Source organism: Arthrobacter sp. SD1074B, from assembly GCF_056780195.1.
Map to the genome: position 1 here is coordinate 2,320,832 of NZ_JBRAZT010000001.1, position 20,153 is coordinate 2,340,984.

20 protein-coding genes and 2 tRNA genes are annotated in these 20,153 nt (G+C 68.1%); 12 read left to right on the forward strand and 10 right to left on the reverse strand.

Features of this window, described 5'->3' with window-relative positions:
- Positions 1-47: 47 nt before the first annotated feature.
- Positions 48-1,049 (reverse strand): hypothetical protein, encoded by a 1,002-nt coding sequence (locus tag ACUYM2_RS10665; protein ID WP_481600033.1) that lies wholly within the window; start codon positions 1,047-1,049, stop codon positions 48-50.
- Positions 1,050-1,194: 145 nt separating this feature from the next.
- On the opposite strand from ACUYM2_RS10665, the gene pepN reads away from it, so the two are divergent.
- Both pepN and ACUYM2_RS10675 read left to right on the forward strand, forming a co-directional pair.
- Positions 1,195-3,747 (forward strand): aminopeptidase N, encoded by a 2,553-nt coding sequence (pepN, locus tag ACUYM2_RS10670; protein ID WP_481600034.1) that lies wholly within the window; start codon positions 1,195-1,197, stop codon positions 3,745-3,747.
- Between the two features lie 101 nt (positions 3,748-3,848).
- The gene (locus ACUYM2_RS10675) at positions 3,849-4,358 is read left to right on the forward strand and encodes an OsmC family protein (protein WP_481600035.1); all 510 of its coding nucleotides are present in this window, start codon (positions 3,849-3,851) and stop codon (positions 4,356-4,358) included.
- Here the strand turns inward: ACUYM2_RS10675 and ACUYM2_RS10680 are convergent.
- Positions 4,346-5,353 carry a Rossmann-fold NAD(P)-binding domain-containing protein gene (locus tag ACUYM2_RS10680; protein WP_481600036.1) on the reverse strand — a complete coding sequence of 336 codons (1,008 nt, stop codon included), beginning with the start codon at positions 5,351-5,353 and terminating at the stop codon, positions 4,346-4,348. The genes ACUYM2_RS10675 and ACUYM2_RS10680 overlap by 13 nt on opposite strands.
- A gap of 88 nt (positions 5,354-5,441) precedes the next feature.
- Between ACUYM2_RS10680 and ACUYM2_RS10685 the strand changes: the two genes are divergently transcribed.
- The 3 genes from ACUYM2_RS10685 (at position 5,442) to ACUYM2_RS10695 (ending at position 7,203) form a co-directional block, all read left to right on the forward strand.
- Positions 5,442-6,098 carry a mechanosensitive ion channel family protein gene (locus tag ACUYM2_RS10685; RefSeq protein WP_481600037.1) on the forward strand — a complete coding sequence of 219 codons (657 nt, stop codon included), beginning with the start codon at positions 5,442-5,444 and terminating at the stop codon, positions 6,096-6,098.
- Between the two features lies 1 nt (position 6,099).
- Positions 6,100-6,558: a globin gene (locus ACUYM2_RS10690; RefSeq protein ID WP_481600038.1), complete on the forward strand. Its 459-nt coding sequence runs from the start codon at positions 6,100-6,102 to the stop codon at positions 6,556-6,558.
- Between the two features lie 186 nt (positions 6,559-6,744).
- Positions 6,745-7,203, forward strand: a complete 459-nt coding sequence (locus tag ACUYM2_RS10695) for a maltokinase N-terminal cap-like domain-containing protein (protein ID WP_481601470.1) — start codon at positions 6,745-6,747, stop codon at positions 7,201-7,203.
- Here the strand turns inward: ACUYM2_RS10695 and ACUYM2_RS10700 are convergent.
- Positions 7,200-7,859 carry a DUF8185 domain-containing protein gene (locus ACUYM2_RS10700; protein WP_481600039.1) on the reverse strand — a complete coding sequence of 220 codons (660 nt, stop codon included), beginning with the start codon at positions 7,857-7,859 and terminating at the stop codon, positions 7,200-7,202. The genes ACUYM2_RS10695 and ACUYM2_RS10700 overlap by 4 nt on opposite strands.
- 63 nt (positions 7,860-7,922) lie before the next feature.
- Here ACUYM2_RS10700 and tesB point away from each other — a divergent pair, with 63 nt between their 5' ends.
- Entirely contained in the window at positions 7,923-8,903 is a 981-nt protein-coding gene (gene tesB / locus ACUYM2_RS10705) for an acyl-CoA thioesterase II (RefSeq protein WP_481600040.1), read from the forward strand.
- A gap of 113 nt (positions 8,904-9,016) precedes the next feature.
- Here tesB and ettA read toward each other — a convergent pair whose 3' ends face one another.
- The 3 genes from ettA to ACUYM2_RS10720 form a co-directional block, all read right to left on the reverse strand.
- Positions 9,017-10,699 (reverse strand): energy-dependent translational throttle protein EttA, encoded by a 1,683-nt coding sequence (ettA, locus tag ACUYM2_RS10710; RefSeq protein ID WP_481600041.1) that lies wholly within the window; start codon positions 10,697-10,699, stop codon positions 9,017-9,019.
- 217 nt (positions 10,700-10,916) lie between these two features.
- Positions 10,917-11,372, reverse strand: coding sequence for a DUF6993 domain-containing protein (locus ACUYM2_RS10715; protein WP_481600042.1), 456 nt, complete (start codon positions 11,370-11,372; stop codon positions 10,917-10,919).
- Positions 11,373-11,408: 36 nt separating this feature from the next.
- Complete coding sequence (locus ACUYM2_RS10720; protein WP_481600043.1) at positions 11,409-11,927, reverse strand: single-stranded DNA-binding protein; 519 nt, start codon at positions 11,925-11,927, stop codon at positions 11,409-11,411.
- Positions 11,928-12,151: 224 nt separating this feature from the next.
- On the opposite strand from ACUYM2_RS10720, the gene ACUYM2_RS10725 reads away from it, so the two are divergent.
- Positions 12,152-12,224, forward strand: a tRNA-Arg gene (locus ACUYM2_RS10725).
- Between the two features lie 89 nt (positions 12,225-12,313).
- Here the strand turns inward: ACUYM2_RS10725 and ACUYM2_RS10730 are convergent.
- Entirely contained in the window at positions 12,314-13,330 is a 1,017-nt protein-coding gene (locus ACUYM2_RS10730; protein ID WP_481600044.1) for a magnesium and cobalt transport protein CorA, read from the reverse strand.
- Positions 13,331-13,566: 236 nt separating this feature from the next.
- On the opposite strand from ACUYM2_RS10730, the gene ACUYM2_RS10735 reads away from it, so the two are divergent.
- A complete protein-coding gene (locus ACUYM2_RS10735) occupies positions 13,567-14,082 on the forward strand; it encodes a LapA family protein (RefSeq protein ID WP_481600045.1) in 516 nt (171 codons plus the stop codon).
- 24 nt (positions 14,083-14,106) lie between these two features.
- Here the strand turns inward: ACUYM2_RS10735 and map are convergent, their stop codons facing one another.
- The gene (gene map, locus ACUYM2_RS10740) at positions 14,107-14,874 is read right to left on the reverse strand and encodes a type I methionyl aminopeptidase (RefSeq protein WP_481600046.1); all 768 of its coding nucleotides are present in this window, start codon (positions 14,872-14,874) and stop codon (positions 14,107-14,109) included.
- Positions 14,875-14,915: 41 nt separating this feature from the next.
- Positions 14,916-16,481 carry a polyprenol phosphomannose-dependent alpha 1,6 mannosyltransferase MptB gene (gene mptB, locus ACUYM2_RS10745; protein WP_481600047.1) on the reverse strand — a complete coding sequence of 522 codons (1,566 nt, stop codon included), beginning with the start codon at positions 16,479-16,481 and terminating at the stop codon, positions 14,916-14,918.
- Between the two features lie 157 nt (positions 16,482-16,638).
- On the opposite strand from mptB, the gene orn reads away from it, so the two are divergent.
- The 4 genes from orn (at position 16,639) to def (ending at position 19,367) form a co-directional block, all read left to right on the forward strand.
- Entirely contained in the window at positions 16,639-17,274 is a 636-nt protein-coding gene (orn, locus tag ACUYM2_RS10750; RefSeq protein ID WP_481600048.1) for an oligoribonuclease, read from the forward strand.
- 131 nt (positions 17,275-17,405) lie between these two features.
- Positions 17,406-17,478 (forward strand) — tRNA-His (locus tag ACUYM2_RS10755).
- 122 nt (positions 17,479-17,600) lie between these two features.
- Positions 17,601-18,755, forward strand: coding sequence for an acyl-CoA dehydrogenase family protein (locus ACUYM2_RS10760; RefSeq protein ID WP_481600049.1), 1,155 nt, complete (start codon positions 17,601-17,603; stop codon positions 18,753-18,755).
- A 39-nt stretch (positions 18,756-18,794) separates the two neighbouring features.
- A complete protein-coding gene (gene def, locus ACUYM2_RS10765; protein ID WP_481600050.1) occupies positions 18,795-19,367 on the forward strand; it encodes a peptide deformylase in 573 nt (190 codons plus the stop codon).
- Between the two features lie 12 nt (positions 19,368-19,379).
- Here def and ACUYM2_RS10770 read toward each other — a convergent pair whose 3' ends face one another.
- Positions 19,380-20,081 carry an alpha/beta fold hydrolase gene (locus tag ACUYM2_RS10770; protein ID WP_481600051.1) on the reverse strand — a complete coding sequence of 234 codons (702 nt, stop codon included), beginning with the start codon at positions 20,079-20,081 and terminating at the stop codon, positions 19,380-19,382.
- Positions 20,082-20,153: the final 72 nt, after the last annotated feature.

Genomic DNA, 20,153 nt, shown 5'->3' on the forward strand with positions numbered 1-20,153 from the left:
GTGGACTCTCGGCGCTGCTGATCAGGGCTGCTCCCAGCCTACTAGGGCTAGGCGGCCGGCGCCCCGCCGTTGCGGCGTGCCCGGGCCGCCACGCGGGACAGCACCTGCGCCACGTTGTCCGCCGTCGTCGCGCTGCCGCCGCTTACCGCAAGCCGGCGGCCGTCGGAGCGGTCGACGACGACGGCCGGCCCGCTGCTGACCAGCATCGCCGTTGTGGCGCCGTGGCTGCGGTAGCCCCAGCCGCCGTAGTCGGCGGCCTTGACGTCTTTCGGCGTCGCCGAGTCAATGGCTGCCGCGGGAACATCCATGACCCGGACAAATCCGGCGGCAAAGACCCGCAGGCCGCTGCGGTCCACCCGGATGCGGGCGAAAAGGAACACGGCGGCCAGCAGCGCGATGGCCACCAGGAGCGCGGCCAGCCAGGGCACAGCGACGGTGAGCAGGGCCGCGGGAAACAGCGTGGCAATCCCCAACATGACAAAGACCGAGCTGCGGGCGTGGACCCAGAGGCTGACGGAGTCGCCGGCCAGTTCGGGGTCCCGTTCCCGTTCGAGCGCAGCCTGCACGGCCCGTTCGTCGTCCGAGGACCACCGCTCGTCGGCCTTGAACACGAACCCCATGACGACCCCGAGCCCCAGGGCCGCCCCGCTGCCCATCGCCAGGACCGCCACGTCCACGCGGGATGCGCGGGCGTCGGCGAGACCGAGCTGGCCCACCAGCAGTGCGGCGAGGACAGTGGTGACGAAAAGGCTTACGGCCAGCCCGGCGCCCATCATGAACCGGCGCATCACGGCCGGCCGCGACAGTGGCGCCGCCTGCAGCAGGACGGCCCAGCCGACCAGCACGATCAGGGCCGCACCGACCCCCACCACGGCCCCGAACGGCGCGAAATCAGCGGCGCCGGCGTCGGTCCAGCGCACCGCCAACGGCTCAGGCAGGTCCGCGCGGATCAGCAGCGCGCACACCACGAAGGCGGCCGCCAGCATCAGCGGGAAGCCCACGGCGAACCGCAGGGCCCTGGCGTCAACGGAATCCCGGAACTTTCCCATAGCTCCAACGCTACCCCTGCCGGAGCCGCCCGGAGCGGGAGCGCTGTGACGCGCACAACTTGCCAACCCGGCCCAACGTGAAAGAATGATTTCACAGTATCGTTTCCACCGTTCCCACCACCCCTGGAGGCACCTCTTGCCCGGTATGAACCTCACGCGCGCCGAAGCCCGCGAGCGCGCCGAACTAATCGCCGTCGACTCCTACGAAGTCAGCCTCGACCTGACCCGGGGCGAGAAGGTCTTCGGCTCCACCACTGCTGTGAAGTTCACGGCCAAGCCCGGGTCCTCGACCTTCATCGACGCCGTGACCCACACGGTGCACAGCGTCACGCTGAACGGCCGCGAGCTGGATCCTGCGGAGGTCTCCGACGGCATCCGGATCCAGCTGCCGGACCTGGCCGCGGAGAACGAGCTGCTGGTGGTCGCGGACGCGCCCTACATGAACACCGGCGAGGGCCTGCACCGCTTCGTAGACCCGGTGGACAACGAGGTCTACCTGTACACCCAGTTCGAGGTCCCCGATTCCCGGCGCATGTTCGCCGTCTTCGAGCAGCCCGACCTCAAGGCCAGCTTCAGCTTCACCGTCACCGCGCCCTCGCACTGGGACGTCGTCTCCAACTCCCCCACCCCCACGCCGGTGGAAACCATTCCCGGCGAGGACGGCGGCGCGCGCTCGGTCTGGGAGTTCGCCCCTACCCCGCGGCTCTCTTCCTACGTCACTGCGCTGATCGCCGGGCCGTACCAGTCGGTCCGCAGCGAGGTGAAGTCCGCGGACGGGAAAGTGACCCCGCTGGGTGTTTTTGCCCGCAAGTCGCTCATGCAGTACCTCGACGCGGACAACATCTTTGAACTCACCCGCCAGGGCTTCGAGTTCTTCGAGGCCCAGTTCGGCTGCCCTTACCCGTTCGAGAAGTACGACCAGCTCTTCGTGCCGGAGTTCAACGCCGGGGCCATGGAGAACGCCGGGGCCGTGACGATCCTGGAAGGCTATGTCTTCCGCAGCAAGGTGACGGATGCCCAGGTGGAACGCCGGGCCATCACGGTGCTGCACGAACTCGCCCACATGTGGTTCGGGGACCTTGTGACCATGCGCTGGTGGAACGACCTCTGGCTCAACGAGTCCTTCGCCGAGTACATGTCCCACCTCGCGGCCGTGGAGAACACGAAATTCGACCACGCCTGGACCACCTTCGCCTCGGTGGAGAAGTCCTGGGCCTACCGCCAGGACCAGCTGCCCACCACCCACCCGATCTTCGCCGAGATCAACGACCTGCAGGACGTCGAGGTGAACTTCGACGGCATCACCTATGCCAAGGGCGCCTCGGTGCTGCGCCAGCTGGTGGCCTGGGTGGGTCCGGAAGAATTCATGGCCGGCGTCCGCGAGTACTTCCGCAAGCACTCCTGGCAGAACACCGAGCTCAGCGACCTGATGGTCGAGCTGGAAAAGGCGAGCGGCCGCGACCTGGACCACTGGGGCCGGCTCTGGCTGGAAACCGCCGGCGTGAACACGCTCAAGCCCGAACTGTCCGTCGGCGGGGACGGGAACATTTCCTCCTTCGCCATCCTGCAGTCCGCCACCGAGGCCCAGCCGACCATCCGCCCGCACCGGCTCGCCGTCGGCTTCTATAATCTGGACGGCGCCGGGAAGCTGGAGCGTGTGCACCGCGAGGAGCTCGACGTCGACGGCGAGCGCACCGAGGTTCCCGCCCTGGCAGGACTGGCACAGCCGGACCTAATCCTGCTCAACGACGACGACCTCGCCTACGCCAAAGTCCGGCTTGACCCGAAGTCCCTCGCCACCGCCACGGCGCACCTGAAGGACTTCGGCCAGAGCCTCCCCCGCACCCTGGTCTGGGGCTCGGCCTGGGACGCGGCGCGCGACGGCGAAACGCCCGCCCGCGGCTACGTGGAACTCATCCTGGCCAACATCGCCGAAGAATCCGACTCCTCCGTAATCCTGGTCCAGCTGCGCCAGCTCGCCACCACGCTGAACTTCTACGTGGCCGCGGAACACAAGGACGCCACCGCGACCGCCGCCGCTGACCGGCTCTGGGAGCTCGCCTCGCGTGTCCCGGCCGGGTCCGACGCGCAGCTGCAGTTCGTGAAGTCCTACGCCCTGCTGGCCCGCAGCGCCGGGCAGCTGGACACCGTCGCGGCCCTGCTGGACGGCTCACTGGAGCTGCCCGGCCTCACCGTGGACCAGGACCTGCGCTGGGAGCTGATCGCGTCGCTCGTGGTCGGCGGCCGGGCCGGGCAGGAGCAGATCGACGCCGAACTGGAGCACGACAACACCGCCACCGGACAGAACGCGGCGGCGCTGGCCAAGGCAGCCATCCCCACGGCCCGGGCCAAGGCCGAGGCCTGGGAGTCGATTGTGGTCAAGGGCGAACTGTCCAATGCCCTGCAGGGATCGGCGGTGGCCGGCTTCACCCGCGTGTTGGACACCTCGCTGCTGAAGCCGTACGCGGAGAAGTACTTCGAGGCTGTTCCGGGCATCGTCAAGGACCGCACGCACGCGCTGGCCCAGCAGATCGTCGTCGGGCTCTACCCGGCGCAGCTGACCACGCAGGCCACGGTGGACCGCACGGACAAGTTCCTGGCGTCGCTGCCGGAAGACAGCGCGGCGCTGCGCCGGATGATGCTGGAGAACCGCGACGGCGTCGCCCGCGCCCTGCGTGCCCGCGCGGCGGACGTGTAGTCCGGCTGGCCGGATCCCGCAGACCGGGACCCCGGCACGGCAGGACCCCGGCGCCGCCAGGGGCCGGGGTCCTGCCGTGTCTGCGCCGTTAGACTGGCCGCATGAGCCTCGACGAGCACCACTACGCGTTGACCGTCCGCTGGACCGGGAACCTCGGGGCCGGGACCTCCTCGTACCGGGGCTACTCGCGCGACCACGACGTCGAGATCCCCGGGCTGCCGGTCCTGAAGGGCTCCGCCGACCGCACGTTCCACGGCAACCGGGAGCGGTACAACCCGGAGCAGCTGCTGCTTGCTGCGCTTTCGCAGTGCCACATGCTGTCCTTTTTGCACGTCGCCGTGAAGCATGGCGTGGTGGTGACCGGCTATGAGGACCGCGCCGAGGGCGTGATGAGGACCAACCGGGACGGCAGCGGCCAGTTCGAGTCGGCCACGCTCAAGCCCCGGGTCACGACGGCGGCTCCGGTGGCCAAAGAGCTGCTGGAGGAGCTGCACCGCGGGGCCAACGCGGTCTGCTTCATTGCCCGGAGCGTCAACTTCCCCGTGCGGCACGAGCCCTCGGCGGCCGTGGACCCCGCCGGCGCTCCGGACGCGGACGCTCAGCCGGGCTGATTGCCGGCCTGGAACTCACGCAGCAGCCGGCGTTCGGTGTCCGGGCTGAGGCCCGCCTTCCGGTCCCGGCCCAGTCCGCGGCGTCGTTCGTCGGCCAGGGTGTCCGTCACCGTCCGGGTCCACGGCCGCAACTGCAGCCCGGCCGCCAGCGCCGCGGCGTTGCTGCGGGTCGCAAAGCCGCCATGGCCTGGCGGGAGCCATAACGGAAGCGAGTCCGGGCCGGCCCAGTAGTTCACCCCGCGGGCGGCAAGCCAGCCGGCCGGGGCGGCCACCACCTGGGCGCTTCCCCCGGCGGCCTGCCGTGCTGCGTCGAGGTAGGCGGCAAACGGCACCGGGTCGCCCACGGCGTTCAGCGCCCCGGTGACGCCGGTGGCGGCCGCGTTGAGCACCCACGCGGCGAGGTCCCGCACATCGATCACCTGGGTGGGGTCCGCCGGGATGTCCGGGGCCAGCACCGGGGCCGAATCACGGGCGAAGCGGGCGGGCCAGTAGCCGTAGCGGTCCGAGTCGTCCCCCGGCCCGCCGATCAGCCCGGCGCGGCACAGGTGCGCCTTGTCCCCGGCGAGTTCCATCGTCGCGTGTTCAATGGCCGACTTCGCCTGGCCGTAGTTCTCCGGTGTCGGTTCCACGTCCGCCGCCAGCGGGACCAGCACCGCGGCGTCCTCGGCTGCGCCGGGGACAGAGTGGTCCGCGTAGACCGAACAGCTCGAGATGAAGGTCCAATGCCGGGCGGTCCCGGCCAGGGCTTCCAGCGCTTCCCGCGCCTGCCCGGGATCCCGGGCGACGTCGACGACGGCGTCCCACTCCTCCGCACTGGCGGCGCCTGCGTACGCGGCGGGGCCCTGCGACCGGTCCGCCTGCAGCCAGGTGGCGCCCTCCGGTGGGGCCGAACGGGTTCCGCGGGCCAGGCACATGACCTCGTGACCGGCGGCGACCGCCTGCCGGGCGATTTCTGCTGACAGGAAGGCGGTGCCGCCGAGGACCAGGATGCGCATGGCGCAACGCTACGGCGCTAATGTTGAAACTGAACAGAGTGTTATGCGCCCGGCGAACGCGGGCGCGCCTAAGGAGTAAACCCCGCCGATGTACCGCCTTATCACCGCTGAGCCCATCACGCCGCCGGACATCTCGGCCGTCAACCTGCCGGGCGTCCTGATCAGCGTCGGCGTCGGCGTCGCCACCTGGCTGGTGGCGTCGTTTGTGATCGCAGGAATCACCAAGCGCGTCGCAGCCGGCACCACATTCTTCAAGAAGCCGCATTTCCGCTGGGTGGCCCCGGCGCTGCGTGCCCTGGACCACCAGCGGCGCGAGCAACGGGCCAACACGATCGGGTCCCTGCTCAACAGCGTGGTAAGCGTACTCGTCGTCGTGATCACGGTGATGTACGTCCTGCAGAACCTCAACGTCAACATCGCCCCGCTGCTCACCAGCGTGGGCATCCTCGGCGTCGCCATCGGTTTCGGCGCCCAGCAGCTGATCCGTGATTTCCTGGCCGGTATCTTCATCACCATCGAGGACCAGTACGGGATCGGCGACATCATCGAAACGTCCGAAGTGGTGGGCACGGTCGAGTCCATGGGCCTGCGTATCACCCGGGTCAGGGCCGAGGACGGCACCGTCTGGTACCTGCGCAACGGCGAGATCCTGCGGGTGGGCAACCGCTCGCAGGGCAGCTACGTGCCGCCCGACAGTTCCACGGCGGACGACGCCCACGCAGCCCAGCAACAGGCCGGAGAATAAGATGACGATCCCCAGCGCCGGCGACCCCCGCCAGCCCAAGCAGCTGATGCAGAACGATCCGTTCAACCAGCCCGGCTACACGGACAACTTCTATGACGCCGTGGGGGGACACGAAACGTTCGTGAAGCTGATCGACGTGTTCTACGACGGCGTCGCGACCGACCCGCTGCTGCGCCCGATGTATCCCGAGGAAGACCTCGGCCCGGCCAAGCGGCGCTTCCTGATGTTCCTGGAGCAGTACTGGGGCGGGCCCACCACCTACGGCGAGGAGCGCGGCCACCCGCGGCTGCGGATGCGGCACCAGCCGTTCCGCGTGACGCCCGAGGCGAAGGACGCCTGGCTGCACCACATGCGCACGGCCGTCGACGCCCTGGAGTTGCCGCCGCTTTACGAGGGTACGCTCTGGGACTACATGGAACGGGCCGCGCTCTCAATGATCAACAGCCCTTCAGGGGCGTAGGGCGGGACATGGAAAGACCCCGGAGGCACTTGGGGGAATGTCTCCGGGGTCTTTCTGCGTCCATAATACCTAGCCGGGTATGCGGGCTACAAGTGCTTTACGCCGAGACCGTCGTCACTGTCGGTGGGGTGATCCCGTGCTGTTCATCCGCGACGAAACCACTGGGAACAGGCTGCCCTTGCAGGGCTGAGGGCGGCGTGGTCCGCGGAGCACGAGGTCGGGCTTGAGACGATCATCGTCGGGGACGGCAACAACGTCTTTCAGGTGCCGTTGAGCTACCGGGCGTCTCCCCTGCTCGACGCCGAGTCGTATCTGATCGGAACCATGCAGCACTCGGTCCTCGGGACGAGGGGGGTTTACGACGCGTGCGGTGATCCCTGCTACCTGGATGCCGTCACGGGTAGCACCGGGCCGCTGCACTCCGCGGCGCCGGGCATCGGGTCTCTCACCGCCCGCAGCGTGGATGCGGGAATTGTTGTCGGGACCGGGAAGCTGGAAGTGCTGGTCGTCCGGCGCCTGGAATTGGCGGAGCAGCACACCGGAACTGCGGCCCTGACGGGAATCTGGGCCGGGCAGCAGACCCCGTTCCAACTTGCGGCCGTCAAGGGCCTCCGGCCCGGCGCGCCGGAGGGCGGTGCGGGCTAGAGTCCCGAGGCGGCCCGGACCAGTACATGGCCGCGGGGGCTGCTGAGCCGGAACCACCGGCCGGCCCGGAAGAGGCTTTGTTCGCCGTCGGCGAGGAAGCCCAGCGTCAGCGCGGCGAAGGCGGCGCCCGCGGGCAACCCGCCGGCATCGGGCAGCGGACGTCCCCAGACCGTGGCCCTGGCGTTGTTGACGATCAGCGCGCCGGGCTTGTCCGGGATGATGGCGGCGATCTCGGTGATGCCGGCTTCCGCGCTCTGCCGCAGGACCGCATCGGGCAGCGCACCGAGCGGCTCCCACCCGCTCCGTGGGGCGCCGACGCCGGCCCACGACTCGGTGACGGTCATCGGCGGCACCGGAAGCTCGACGTCGTCGGCGCCGGCGCGCGCCAGCCGGTCCAGCACCGCCGACAGCGGCACCGTCACATCGAGTTCCGCGGGCGCGGCCAGCGCCACGGTCCGGAGCCCGAGGATCGTCGGGGTCGACTCCCCCAGCAGCCGGGGCCGGAGCACGCAGACGTAGGCGGCCAGGACCGGTCCGGCGGCGCTCAGCCGGATGGCGCCGTCGTCAATGCTCCGGGCCCGGGTGGCGAAGGTGCGCAGGTCGGCGAGGTCGCGGGGATCGGTGAACTGCAGGGGCTGGGTTAGGACGTCAGACACAATGCCGACTCTACCGGCTGTGCCTCTTTTGAGCCGTGCCGGGGTGACGTCTAGAGTCAAACCATGACTGAAGCCGAAGCCGGATTACAGGCGATGCCCACCGAGGATCCCACCTCCTCGCTCATCCAACTCCTGAACCTTGGCGAGCTGGAGGGAGCCCGGACGGATGAGGACATCTTTATGGGTCCTTCGCAGAAGCAGCCGCGGCAGCGCGTCTTTGGCGGCCAGGTGCTGGCGCAGTCGCTGGTGGCTGGCAGCCGCACCGTCCCGGAGGGCCGCGGCGTCCATTCCATGCATGGTTATTTCCTCCGCCCGGGCGACGCCAACAAGCCCATCACTTTCGGTGTCCAGCGGCTCCGCGACGGCCGGTCCTTCTCCGCGCGCCGGGTCCACGCCTACCAGGAGGGCATGCCCATCCTGTCGATGATCGCCTCCTTCCAGGACGAGGACGAAGGAATCGAGCACCAGACCGAAATGCCGTCGGGGATACCGGATCCGGAGTCGCTGCCGAGCACGGCGGACCTGCTGGGCAAATACGACCACCCTGTGGCCCGGCACTGGGCCTACGAGCGGCCTTTCGACATCCGCCATGTGGATCCAGCCCTGTATGTGTCCGCGAAGGGTCCGAAAGAGGCCCGGAACGCCGTCTGGATGCGCACCTTCGGGCCGATGCCCGATGACCCGCAGATGCACCGGGCGGCGCTGGCCTACGCGAGCGACTACACGCTGCTGGAGTCGGTACTGCGCCGGCACGGGATGAGCTGGATCACCCCGGGAATGTCCGTCGCGAGCCTGGACCACGCCATGTGGTGGCACCGGCCCGTCCGGGTGGATGAGTGGCTGCTCTACGTCCAGGAATCCCCCAGCGCGCAGGGCGCCCGCGGCCTGGCCACGGGCAAGATCTTCAGCCGCGACGGCCGGCACGTGGCGACGGTGGCCCAGGAGGGCATGATCCGGGTGCCGACCGACTTGAAAAACAAGGTCAAGGGCGCCGTCCAAACCAAGGTGCTGCAGCACCAGATGCGCAAGGCGGACCGCGGCTGACCAGGCAGGCCAGCAACTGACCAGGATGCGGAGAAGGCCGGCTCCCCACGGGGAACCGGCCTTCTTGCTGCGCACCTTCTTCCTGCGCACCCGGCGGGGCTACAGCGCGGAACCTAGTCGCGGGTGAGGCGGCGGTGCGTCACGCGGTGCGGCTTGGCCGCGTCGGGGCCGAGGCGCTCGATCTTGTTCTCCTCGTAGGATTCGAAGTTGCCCTCGAACCAGTACCACTTCGAGGGGTTCTCCTCGTCGCCTTCGTAGGCCAGGATGTGGGTAGCCACCCGGTCCAGGAACCAGCGGTCGTGCGAGACAACGACGGCGCAGCCCGGGAATTCAAGCAGGGCGTTTTCGAGGCTGCTGAGCGTTTCCACGTCGAGGTCGTTGGTGGGCTCGTCAAGGAGCAGCAAGTTGCCGCCCTGCTTGAGGGTCAGGGCCAGGTTCAGGCGGTTGCGCTCACCACCGGAGAGCACCCCGGCCTTCTTTTGCTGGTCCGGGCCCTTGAAACCGAAGGCGGCGACGTAGGCGCGGGACGGCATCTCAACGTGGCCGACCTGGATGAAATCGAGGCCGTCGGAAACGACCTCCCACAGGGTCTTGTTCGGGTCGATGCCGCCGCGGCTCTGGTCCGCGTAGGAGATCTTGACGGAATCGCCGATCTTCAGCTCGCCGCCGTCGAGGGGCTCCAGCCCCACGATCGTCTTGAACAGCGTGGTCTTGCCGACGCCGTTGGGGCCGATGACGCCGACGATGCCGTTGCGCGGCAGCGTGAAGGACAGTCCGTCGATCAGGGTACGGTCTTCGAAGCCCTTCTGGAGGTTCTTGGCCTCCAGAACCAGTCCGCCCAAGCGCGGTCCCGGCGGGATCTGGATCTCTTCGAAGTCGAGTTTGCGGGTGCGGTCCGCTTCGGCGGCCATTTCCTCGTAGCGTGCCAGACGGGCCTTGGACTTGGTCTGGCGGCCCTTGGCGTTGGAGCGGACCCAGTCGAGCTCCTCGGCGAGGCGCTTGGCCTGCTTGGCGTCCTTCTTGCCCTGGATTTCCAGGCGGGCGCGCTTCTTCTCGAGGTAGGTGGAGTAGTTGCCCTCATACGGGTACAGGTGGCCGCGGTCGACTTCGGCGATCCATTCGGCCACGTGGTCCAGGAAGTACCGGTCGTGGGTCACGGCGAGGACGGCGCCCGGATAGGAGGAGAGGTGCTGTTCCAGCCACAACACGCTCTCGGCGTCGAGGTGGTTGGTGGGCTCGTCGAGGAGCAGCAGGTCCGGCTTCTGCAGCAGGAGCTTGCAGAGGGCCACGCGGCGGCGCTCACCACCGGAGAGCAGTGTTACGTCGGCATCGGCGGGCGGGCAGCGCAGAGCGTCCATGGCCTGCTCGAGCTGGGAATCGAGATCCCAGGCGTCGGCGGCGTCGATGGCTTCCTGCAGTTGGCCCATCTCCTCGAGGAGGGCGTCGTAATCAGCGTCGGGGTTGGCCATTTCTTCGGAGATCTCATTGAAGCGCTGGATCTTGCCGTAGATCTCGCCGACGCCTTCCTGGACGTTGCCCAGAACGGTCTTGTCCTCGTTCAACGGCGGTTCCTGCAGCAGGATGCCGACGGAATAGCCGGGGCTCAGCCGCGCTTCACCGTTGGAGGGAGTGTCCAGGCCGGCCATGATCTTGAGAATGGTGGACTTACCGGCACCATTCGGGCCAACAACACCAATCTTGGCCCCTGGGAAGAAGGACATGCTCACGTCGTCGAGGATAAGTTTTTCGCCAACGGCCTTACGGGCCTTGGTCATTGTGTAGATAAATTCCGCCATGCCTACAAATCTAGTGGCTTGACGCGGATAACTCACATTCCGGGACCCTGCCAGACGGCATCCCGCCGACGGCCTCTGCGGAGCCGGACTGGCATCCCCGCGGGCCGGGGCTTCCGGCCGGGGCCCGGGGGCCGGGCCGGACTGGCACCCCGCGGGCCGGACGGCCGCGAAGGGCCGCACTGGAGGGGCCGCCCGGATAGCCCGTCCTCTACTGCCGCTAGGCGGGCGAGCCCGCGAAACAGCGTCCGTCCGCCAGGACCGGCAGCGCGACCACCGTCACGACGCCACCCCGCACGTGGCCAACGACGCAGTCCCGGCCTTGCCGGACCGCGGCTTCCACGGCGTCGGCTTCCAAGCCGGTGGGGGTCCGGCTCGCCGTGACTTCGATGGCCCCCGGCGGGAAACCCGCCTCGGTGAGGGCCGCCCGGATGATGTCGGTGCCCGGCTTGGGCGCCCGTGCGGCCGCTTGCTCCAGGGCCGTCCGCACGCGCGCCGTCACCGTAGACGTGCCAACGCTTGGTGTCGCGGCCGGGGCGGGAGCAGTGTGCAGCGGAGCCCCTCCCCCGTTGCCGCCGGCGGCCGAACACGCCGACGTTACGGCCAGCAGCAGCGCCAGCCCGCCAAGAACAAGCGGGAGCGCCCGATGTTCCGTGCCTGTCCGGGTCCGATTCACCCGGCAATTCTTCCATGGGGACCGTAGTGCCTGATCTCAGGCGGCCGCCTCCTTCAGCTCGCCGGTCTCTTCGTCAAAGTCCAGCTCGTCGTCGCCGCCGCCCGTGTCCGGATCCGTTTGGTGGTCACTGTCTTCGGTACCGTCGTGGCCGCCGTCCGTTCGTTCGGGAGCGTTGTCCTGGCCGGGCACCGGGCCGTCCCCTGACGTGCGTGTGAAATTCGCGGACCCCCACATCAGGTCGTGGCCGACGGATTCCGCATCGATCTCCGTCGAGTGATAGACGCGGCCGTCCCTTTCCCAGCTGCGCATCTTGAGCCGGCCGACCACGATGACCCGCTGGCCTTTCTTGATGCTGCAGCCCATATTTCCGGCCAGCTGGCGGTAGCCCTGCACCGTGAACCAGTTGGTGTTTCCGTCCACCCAGGCGTTCGCCGAACGGTCAAAGCGCCGCTGGTTGGAGCCCATCCGGAAGGACGCGGTGGCGACGCCGCTTGGCGTCGTCGAGCTCCTGATCTCCGTGGCGACGAAGCCACGGACCGTGATGCTGTCGTTCATTAGTCTGTCCTGTCTCGATTGGTCGTGCCCTAGCGGGCAGTTCCAGCTTCCGACCTGGCCGCCCCGGCCGGCAGTGCGGGAATCCGCTATGTGGAAAACCGGGGCAGCCCCGCCCTGCGGGACCGCAAAAAACGACAAAGCCGTGTCGGCCCTGACCGGCGGGGCGCGCCGGGCACTGTAAACTTCTTGAGGCGTCGCCGGCAGCAGCCGGCTAAGCCGAACGTGCCCCAGTAGCTCAGGGGATAGAGCAGCGGCCTTCTAATCCGCCGGTCGGGGGTTCGATTCCCTCCTGGGGCACAACGTGCGGCCCTGGTCGCGGATCATCCGCCTCCAGGGCCGCACCCCCTACCGCGATGACGCCCCCTGCAGCTGGGCCTCGGGCCCCGTCAGATCCATTTATTGTGCCGGAACGTAAGGTAGAGGGCCACGCCCATCACCAGCATCAGCCCGAGCGCCATCGGATAGCCGAAGATCCAGTCGAGCTCCGGGATCAGGCGAAAATTCATGCCGTAGATCGACGCGATCAAAGTCGGCGCGAAGAGGATGGCGGCCCAGGACGAGATCCTCTTGGTCTGTTCGTTCTGGGCGATGCTTGATTCCGTCAGGAGCCGCATTTCATCGTTCTGCCGCTGGGCCACGAGGGCGGCATTGACCGCAAGCGCGTTTTGCAGCAGGGCGCGGAAGGCGGCGATCCGTTCGCTGAGGCGCAGCACATGGTCCAGGACGTCCCGGAAATGGTCCTGCAGCTCGGCGCCGGGCACATGGTTGGGTCGACCGGCCCGGAGCGCCTGGAGGATGCCTGTCAGCGGTGCCGTTGCCCGCTGGAACATGATGACCTGCCGGGAAAGCTCGTAGATCCGGCGGGAGACGCCCGGGTCGGCAGCGAAAAGCTCGTCCTCGATCTCGTCCACGTCATTCTCCAAGCCCGAGGCAACGGGCTCATACTCATCGACCACCTGGTCCAGGATGGCGTACAGCACGGCGTCCGGCCCCAGCGCGAGGAACCCGGGCTGGGACTCCATCCGCCGCCGCACGCGCGCCAGGTCCGGCGATTCGGCGTGCCGGACGGTGACCACGAAGTCGGGGCCGGTGAAAATATGGATCTCGCCGAACTGGACCTTCTCCACTTCATCCAGGTACCGGGCCGGCCGCAGTACCAGGAAGTGGGTGTCGCCGTACTGTTCGAGCTTGGCGCGCTGATGGCCGGCGAGTGCGTCCTCCACCGCCAGATGGTTCAGGTCAAATTCCTCGGCCACCGAACGGAGCTCCGCTGCGTCCGGACGATAGAGCCCGATCCAGGCCATGCCCTGCCGCTGCCGCAACAGGAAGTACGTCTCGTCCAGGTCCTCAGGGTCCGCGGTACGGTACCCGTCCACGTAGACGGCGTTGTCGACGATCGTCACGGCTATGCCTCCTCGGCTGAACTGCCCGCTCCGGGCGCCCCTTTGGCTGTGACGCTATACCCGCGGCCGCCCGGTGCCAACAGCCCGCCCGCTCCGGTGCGGCAGCGGCGAATAAGGCCACACCGCGCCATCAACCGGTGCCCCCGTCCGCCCTAAGCACGCTTACTATGAAGATGACAGACGGGCCGCCAGGGAAAGACTGCACGGCCCGCCCGCAACCGAAAGGCACGGCAGCCATGACCCAGACACCACGCGGATTCGATCCCCAGGATCCCAACGACGCCCTGCCCGCGCAGTACCCGACGGCGGCTGCCCCCTCCGGGCCCGTTGAGGAGGACTACCCCGCCGGCGGCCCGGCGAGCGGCACCGGCCTGGCTACCGGGGCTCCGGCGGACGCCGTCGCTACCCCGGGCCAGGACACCCCCGGCACCGCAGCCCCCGGAACGCCTGCGCCCGCGCCTCCCGCAGAACCCCGCCAGGTAACCCGCGCGGGAATGGTGTGGGCGGCAGTCGCCAGCGCCCTGGTGGTGCTGGTCCTGCTCATTATCTTCATCCTGCAGAACCAGGTTTACGTCCAGGTGAAGTACTTCGGCCTCGAAGGGGCAGTGCCACTCGGCGTTGCCCTCTTCATCGCCGCGGTGGGCGGAGGTGTGCTGGTGGCCATCGCCGGCGCGGCACGCATCATCCAGTTGCGCCTCGCAGCGCACCGCCAGCGGGCCAGGCTCGCCGCCCACGGGACACGCACGCGCTAGGTAACCCCGCCGCCCCGGGCGGCCCTAGGGCAGCGTCAGGATGACCGGCCCGTCCGCGGTGATCGCTACCGTGTGCTCGCTGTGGGCTGCCCGGCGCCCGTTGGCTGAGCGGAGGGTCCACTCGTCCGCGTCGTGGTAGTAGTCGTCCTTGCCGCCGAGGACCAGCATCGGCTCGATCGCGATAACGAGTCCTTCGGTCAGCTTGATGCCCCGGCCCGGCCGGCCGTCGTTGGGCACGTGCGGCTCCGCGTGCATGGTCTTGCCGATGCCATGGCCGCCGTGGTCGGCGAGCAGCCCGTAACCGGCCCGGCGGGCGGCCCCGCCGATCGCGTACGCGACGTCGCCCATCTTGTTGCCGATCCGTGCCGCTTCGATCCCGCGGGCCAGGGCCTCATCGGTGGCATCGATCAGCGCCTGGTCTACCGGCTCCGCGGTCCCCACGATGAAGCTGACGGCGGCGTCACCGCACCAGCCGGCAAGGAAAGCGCCGCAGTCCACACTCAGCAGGTCACCGTCGGCAAGACGGTAATCGTTCGGGATGCCGTGCACCACCGCGTCGTTGACGGACGTGCAGATCACGCCGGGGAAGGGCACCGAGGCCCAGCGGGGATGGTAGTCCAGGAACGCCGGGGTGGCGCCCGCGTCGGCAATCACCTTCGCTGCCTCGGCGTCGAGCTCCCTGAGGGAGACGCCGACGTCGGCCGCCTCGCGCACCCGCGCCAGCGCGTTCGCGACGACCCGACCGGCCTCGCGCATCAGAGCAATCTCTTCAGGGCTCTTGATCATGGACACGGGGACTTCCTTCCGACGCGGAGCAGGTGACGGCGGACCCTTTAGATGACCGGCCGGGCGGTGACGGGTTCAGAGGGTTTGCTGAACAACTGCTTGGTCTTCGGATCCAGGAAGATCAGGTACAGGGCGAACAGCAGCGCAATGATGGCGGCAGCGTTGCGGGCCAGCGCCAGAGCGAGGCCCAAGTCCTCGGTCTGCAGGTAGGGGAAGACTTCGAGCTGGTCCGAGATGGCGTAAACCATAAAGAACGACACCATGAAGTACACCGCCTTGACCTGCCAGTCATCCCGGATGCCGGTGACCGCAAACAGCGGGATGAGCCAAACAACGTACCAGGACTGGATCATCGGCGCCAGGAAAACGACGGCGGCGAAGGCCAGCGTGAGCCGCCGCATCAGGCGGTCGTAGTCCCCGCGGAAAATCTGCCAGCCGACGATCCCGAGCGCCAGCAGTTTCCCGGCGTCGTAAACCCATTTGGCCATCCCCCAGCCGTCCAGGCTGAACGCATTGAAGATCGAGGCGACGATCAGGCCGAGCAGACCGACCGGGGCGTACCAGATCCAAATGCTGCCCGGGGCGGAGAGCCCGTTGATCCAGCCGAAACCGAATCCGTTGACCAGGCTCATGGCGTACAGCAACGCCAGGCTGATGCCGGCGGTGAGCGCCCAGAAAACGAACTTGCGCGGCCAGCCGGCGTTCTTGCCCGCCCACAGCAGGCCGATGAACGGCAGGAAGACGATCGTGATGGGTTTAACCGAGATGGACAGCGTGACCAGCACCAGGCCCAGCAGCACCCGCCGGGTGGCGCAGTAGTAGAGGCCGGCGAGGGCCAGGCCGAGCATCAGCGCGTCGTTGTGCACGCTGGCGATAAAGTTCGTCAGGAACAACGGGTTGGCAGCGGTGAGCCAGAGGGCGCGGTGCGGGTTCACCCCGTGGAGCTCGGCCAGTTTCGGCACGTAGATCACACAGAGAACGATCCCGACCAGGGCGGCGAGCCGGAACAGCATGATGCTGGCTTCGGGTTGCACGTTCGTGGACCAGACGACGAATTGTTCGATCCAGAGGAACAGCTGCCCGTACGGCACCGGGGCCTCGGTCCACATTTTGTCCGCGCCCAGCTGGAAGTAGTTCGACAGCGCCGAGATCCCGTTTTCGTACGGGTTGAAACCCTCCACCATCAGGCGGCCCTGGCCAATATAGGCGTAGACGTCGCGGCTGAACAGGGGGACGGAGAACATCATCGGCAGCCCCCACGCCGCCACGGCCAGGAGGGTCGCCTTGCGGGCGCCGGCGCCCCAGGTGCGCACCCGCTGCCCCAGCCGGAGCCACGCGCGGACCAGCAGCATGCCGCCGACGGCCAGGAGCACAATGCTCAGCCCCACACCCATGGCTTCGGTCCGCATCCAGATGAACAAGGGCAGGCGCCGCAGTTCGGAAACGGGGGCAAGCCAACCGACGCCGAGCGAACCGACGGCCATGAACATCGAACCGAGGAACCCGGCAAGAATCGGCGACCTGGCGTTGTCCACATCCGCGGCAACCGCGTTTGGGGCGGGGCGGGACGTACCGGCAGCCGTTTCCCCCGCCGCGGGTACAGGCGCCGTCATCTCAGGATCGTCCAATCTGTTGTGGGGCTGGTTCGGCCCGCAACTGGCCGGCCAGCCGGCCGTGGGGGCACACCGCGATGACGAAAATCTTCGACGGCCGCGTACCAAAATCCTAGCACCGGACCGCTCAGCGGCGGCGGAACGGTAGGCTGGGCGGGTGCCTATATCAAATGAACGCATCGTGTGGATCGACTGCGAAATGACCGGCCTGGATTCCAAGAATGACGCCCTCATCGAAGTGGCGGCCCTGGTGACGGACTCGGAACTGAATATCCTCGGTGACGGCGTCGACGTCGTGATCAAGCCGGACGACGCCGCGCTGGCCCAGATGAACGACTTTGTCCGGGACATGCACACCCGCTCCGGGCTGCTGGCCGAACTGCCCGACGGCAAGACCATGGCCGAAGCGCAGGAGGTCGTGCTCGAGTACATCAAGAAGTGGGTACCGGATCCGAAGAAGGCGCCGTTGGGCGGCAACTCGGTCGGCACCGACCGTGTATTCCTGGTCCGTGACATGCCGGAACTCGTGGAACACCTGCACTACCGCGTGATCGACGTCAGCACCATCAAGGAACTCTCGCGGCGCTGGTACGCCCGGGCGTATTTCCAGTCCCCCGCCAAGCTCGGCGGACACCGAGCCCTGGGCGACATCAAGGATTCGATCGACGAACTCCGCTACTACCGGGAGGCCGTCTTTGTGCCCGCACCGGGTCCGGACAGCGCCACGGCGCAGCGGATCGCGAAGTCGATCATGGCCCCCGCCGACGAGCCGGCAGCAGCCCCAGCGGAGTAATCTCCACCACGTTTAGGGAAAATTTCGTCGAATTCGACGAAAGTGGCAAAACCACCCCCGAACAGCAGGTAAGCTATTTGTCGTTGCCTTTTCAGCCAGCCGGTTCGCCGGAAGGCCTGGCGGGGAACATGGTGGGCGTAGCTCAGTTGGCAGAGCGCCTGGTTGTGGTCCAGGAGGTCGCGGGTTCAACCCCCGTCGCTCACCCTCACAAAGGACGGCAGAATTGTCCGACCTTGTCCAAAGGCCGCACCGGATATCCGGTGCGGCCTTTGTTGTCTGTCCAGTTGTTGACCGTCCAGTCTTGTCCGTGCGTGGAAGGAACCGCGATGAAGCGCCAGCTCTTTGAAGAAGACCACGAGATGTTCCGTGAGATGGCTGCGGAGTTCAACGCGCGGGCGGTCGCCCCGCACTATGGCCAGTGGGACCAGGACCACATGATGCCGCGCTCGCTCTGGACCGCGGCCGGCGAGCAGGGCCTGCTGGGGCTCGCGGTTCCCGAAGAGTTCGGCGGCATGGGCATGGCCGACTACCGCTTCCGGGCCGTGCTGGACGAAGAGTTCGCCAAGAGCAACCACCTGTCCGTGGGCCTGGCCTTCCACCTGCACGATGACATGGTCCTCCCCCACCTGCTGGCCTACGGCTCGGACGACCTCAAAGCGCGCTGGCTGCCCGGCATGGTCTCCGGCGGGACGGTCACCTCGGTGGCGTGGACCGAGCCGGGCGCCGGTTCGGACCTGCGCGGTATCCGCACGAAGGCCGTCCGCGACGGCGGCGACTGGCTGATCACCGGCCAGAAGACCTTCATCGGCAACGGCATCTCCGGCGACGCGTCCCTGGTCCTGGCCCGGACCGACGGCGGCACCGGGCGGGGCGGCCGCGATTCCTTCTCGCTCTTTATGGTGCGCAAGTCCGAGGGCTACACCACCGGAAACCAGCTGGACAAGATGGGGCTGAAGGCCGCGGACACCGCCGAGCTGTTTTTCGACAACGTCCGGGTTCCGCACGCGGACCTCGTCGGCGAGGAAGGCAAGGGCCTGCAGTACGCCGCCGAGCAGCTCCCCCAGGGCCGGCTCGCGATCGCCGTGGCGAGCTCCGCCGTCGTCCGCGCTGTCTACGAGGCGACCGTGGCCTACACGAAGGACCGCAACGCGTTCGGCGAGCGGATCATCGATTTCCAGCACAGCCGCTTCGAACTGGCCGACATCCTCACCGAGGTCGAGGTCACCGAAACCTACGTGGACCGGGCCATCCAGGCGTTCAACGCGGGCCAGCTCAACGCCGCCGCGGCGGCCCGGGCCAAGCTCTGGGCCTCCGAACGCGCCAAGTCCGTCACCGACCGGTGCCTCCAGCTGCACGGCGGCTACGGCTACATCCTGGAATACCCGGTGGCGCAGGCGTACCTCGCCGCCCGGCTGCTGACGATCTTCGGTGGCACGAACGAAATCATGCGCGACGTCGTCGGCCGCACCATCGCCGGCTGAGCGCCGCAGCAGCCACCTGTACCAAAGGAACCAGCCGCCATGACAGTCCTACCCATCACGATCTGGGGCGAACCCGTGCTGCACCGCCGGGCCGCCGAGGTCGAAGTCTTTGACGACGAACTCCGCACCCTGATCGCGGACATGTTCGAAACCAACGACGCCGCCAATGGCGTCGGCCTCGCCGCGCCCCAGGTCGGCGTGGGCAAGCGGCTTTTTGTGTATAAATACGCCAACGACGACGGCGCCCCGCCGGCTGGCGTCGTCGTCAACCCGGTGCTGACCCTCTCGAAGGTCTCCGGCGCGCTGCCGGACCCGGACGAGGAAGAGGAAGGCTGCCTGTCCTTCCCCGGCGGCCAGTACCCGCTCAAGCGTGCCGAGTGGGCCCGCGTGCAGGGCTTCGACGGCGACGGCAAGCCGGTCGAATTTGAGGCGACGGGCTGGTTCGCCCGGGTGATCCAGCACGAGTACGACCACCTCGACGGCAAGCTCTACGTCAACCGGCTGATCGACCGCTACTCCCGCAAGGCGATGAAGCAGGCCAAGAAGAACGGCTGGGGCGTCCCCGGACTGACGTGGATGCCGGGCGTGGACCCGGATCCGTTCGGCCACTAAGCTCGCGCCGGGTCACTCCCGGCCGACGGCGGCCAGGAGGGCGGCGCCCAACTCGGCCGGCCTGGTGAACTGCGGCCAGTGGCCGGTGGGCAGGTCCACGTAGTCCACGTCCCGGATCCGTGCCAGCTCCGCCACGTACGGGTGGCCCCCGGCTATCATTTCCCGCAGCATTGCGGACGGGAATTCACAGGCAATGACGGTGGCCCGGACCTCGAACCGGCGTTCGTCCTTGAGCTCCTGCCGGTCCTGGGCCACGCCGCGGGGCTCCGGGATGGCCCGGGCGCGGAACCTGGCGCGCAGCTCGTCGGTCAAGTCGGTGAGGTCCGCGTCTTCGAAGAATTCCCACGGCGGCAAGGGCACATCGTCACCGTCTGCCGGGAGTTCGTCATTGATGACACCACCGTCGGCGAGAGGTCCGCTGTCCACGTAGATGGCCCGGGCCACCCGGTCCGGCCGGGCATCGACGGCGCCGTGGATGATGGCTCCGCCGCCGGAGTGCCCCACCAGTACCACGGGTGCGTCGAAGGAATCGATCTTTGCCACGACAGCGTCGATATGGGTGCGCAGGCCGATGCCGGCGCGCGGCGCCTCGGCCGATTCGAGGCCCGGAAGCGTTAACGGGTACACCCCGTGACCGGCCGCAGTGAGCGGCGGGGTCACCCCCTCCCACGACGAGCCGTCCAACCAGAATCCGGGTACAAGGATGATGTCCATGCCGGTACCCTACAGTTCGGGTACCGGCACCACCACCCGCCGCCCACGCCAGTGGCTAGGTAGCCGCGTCGG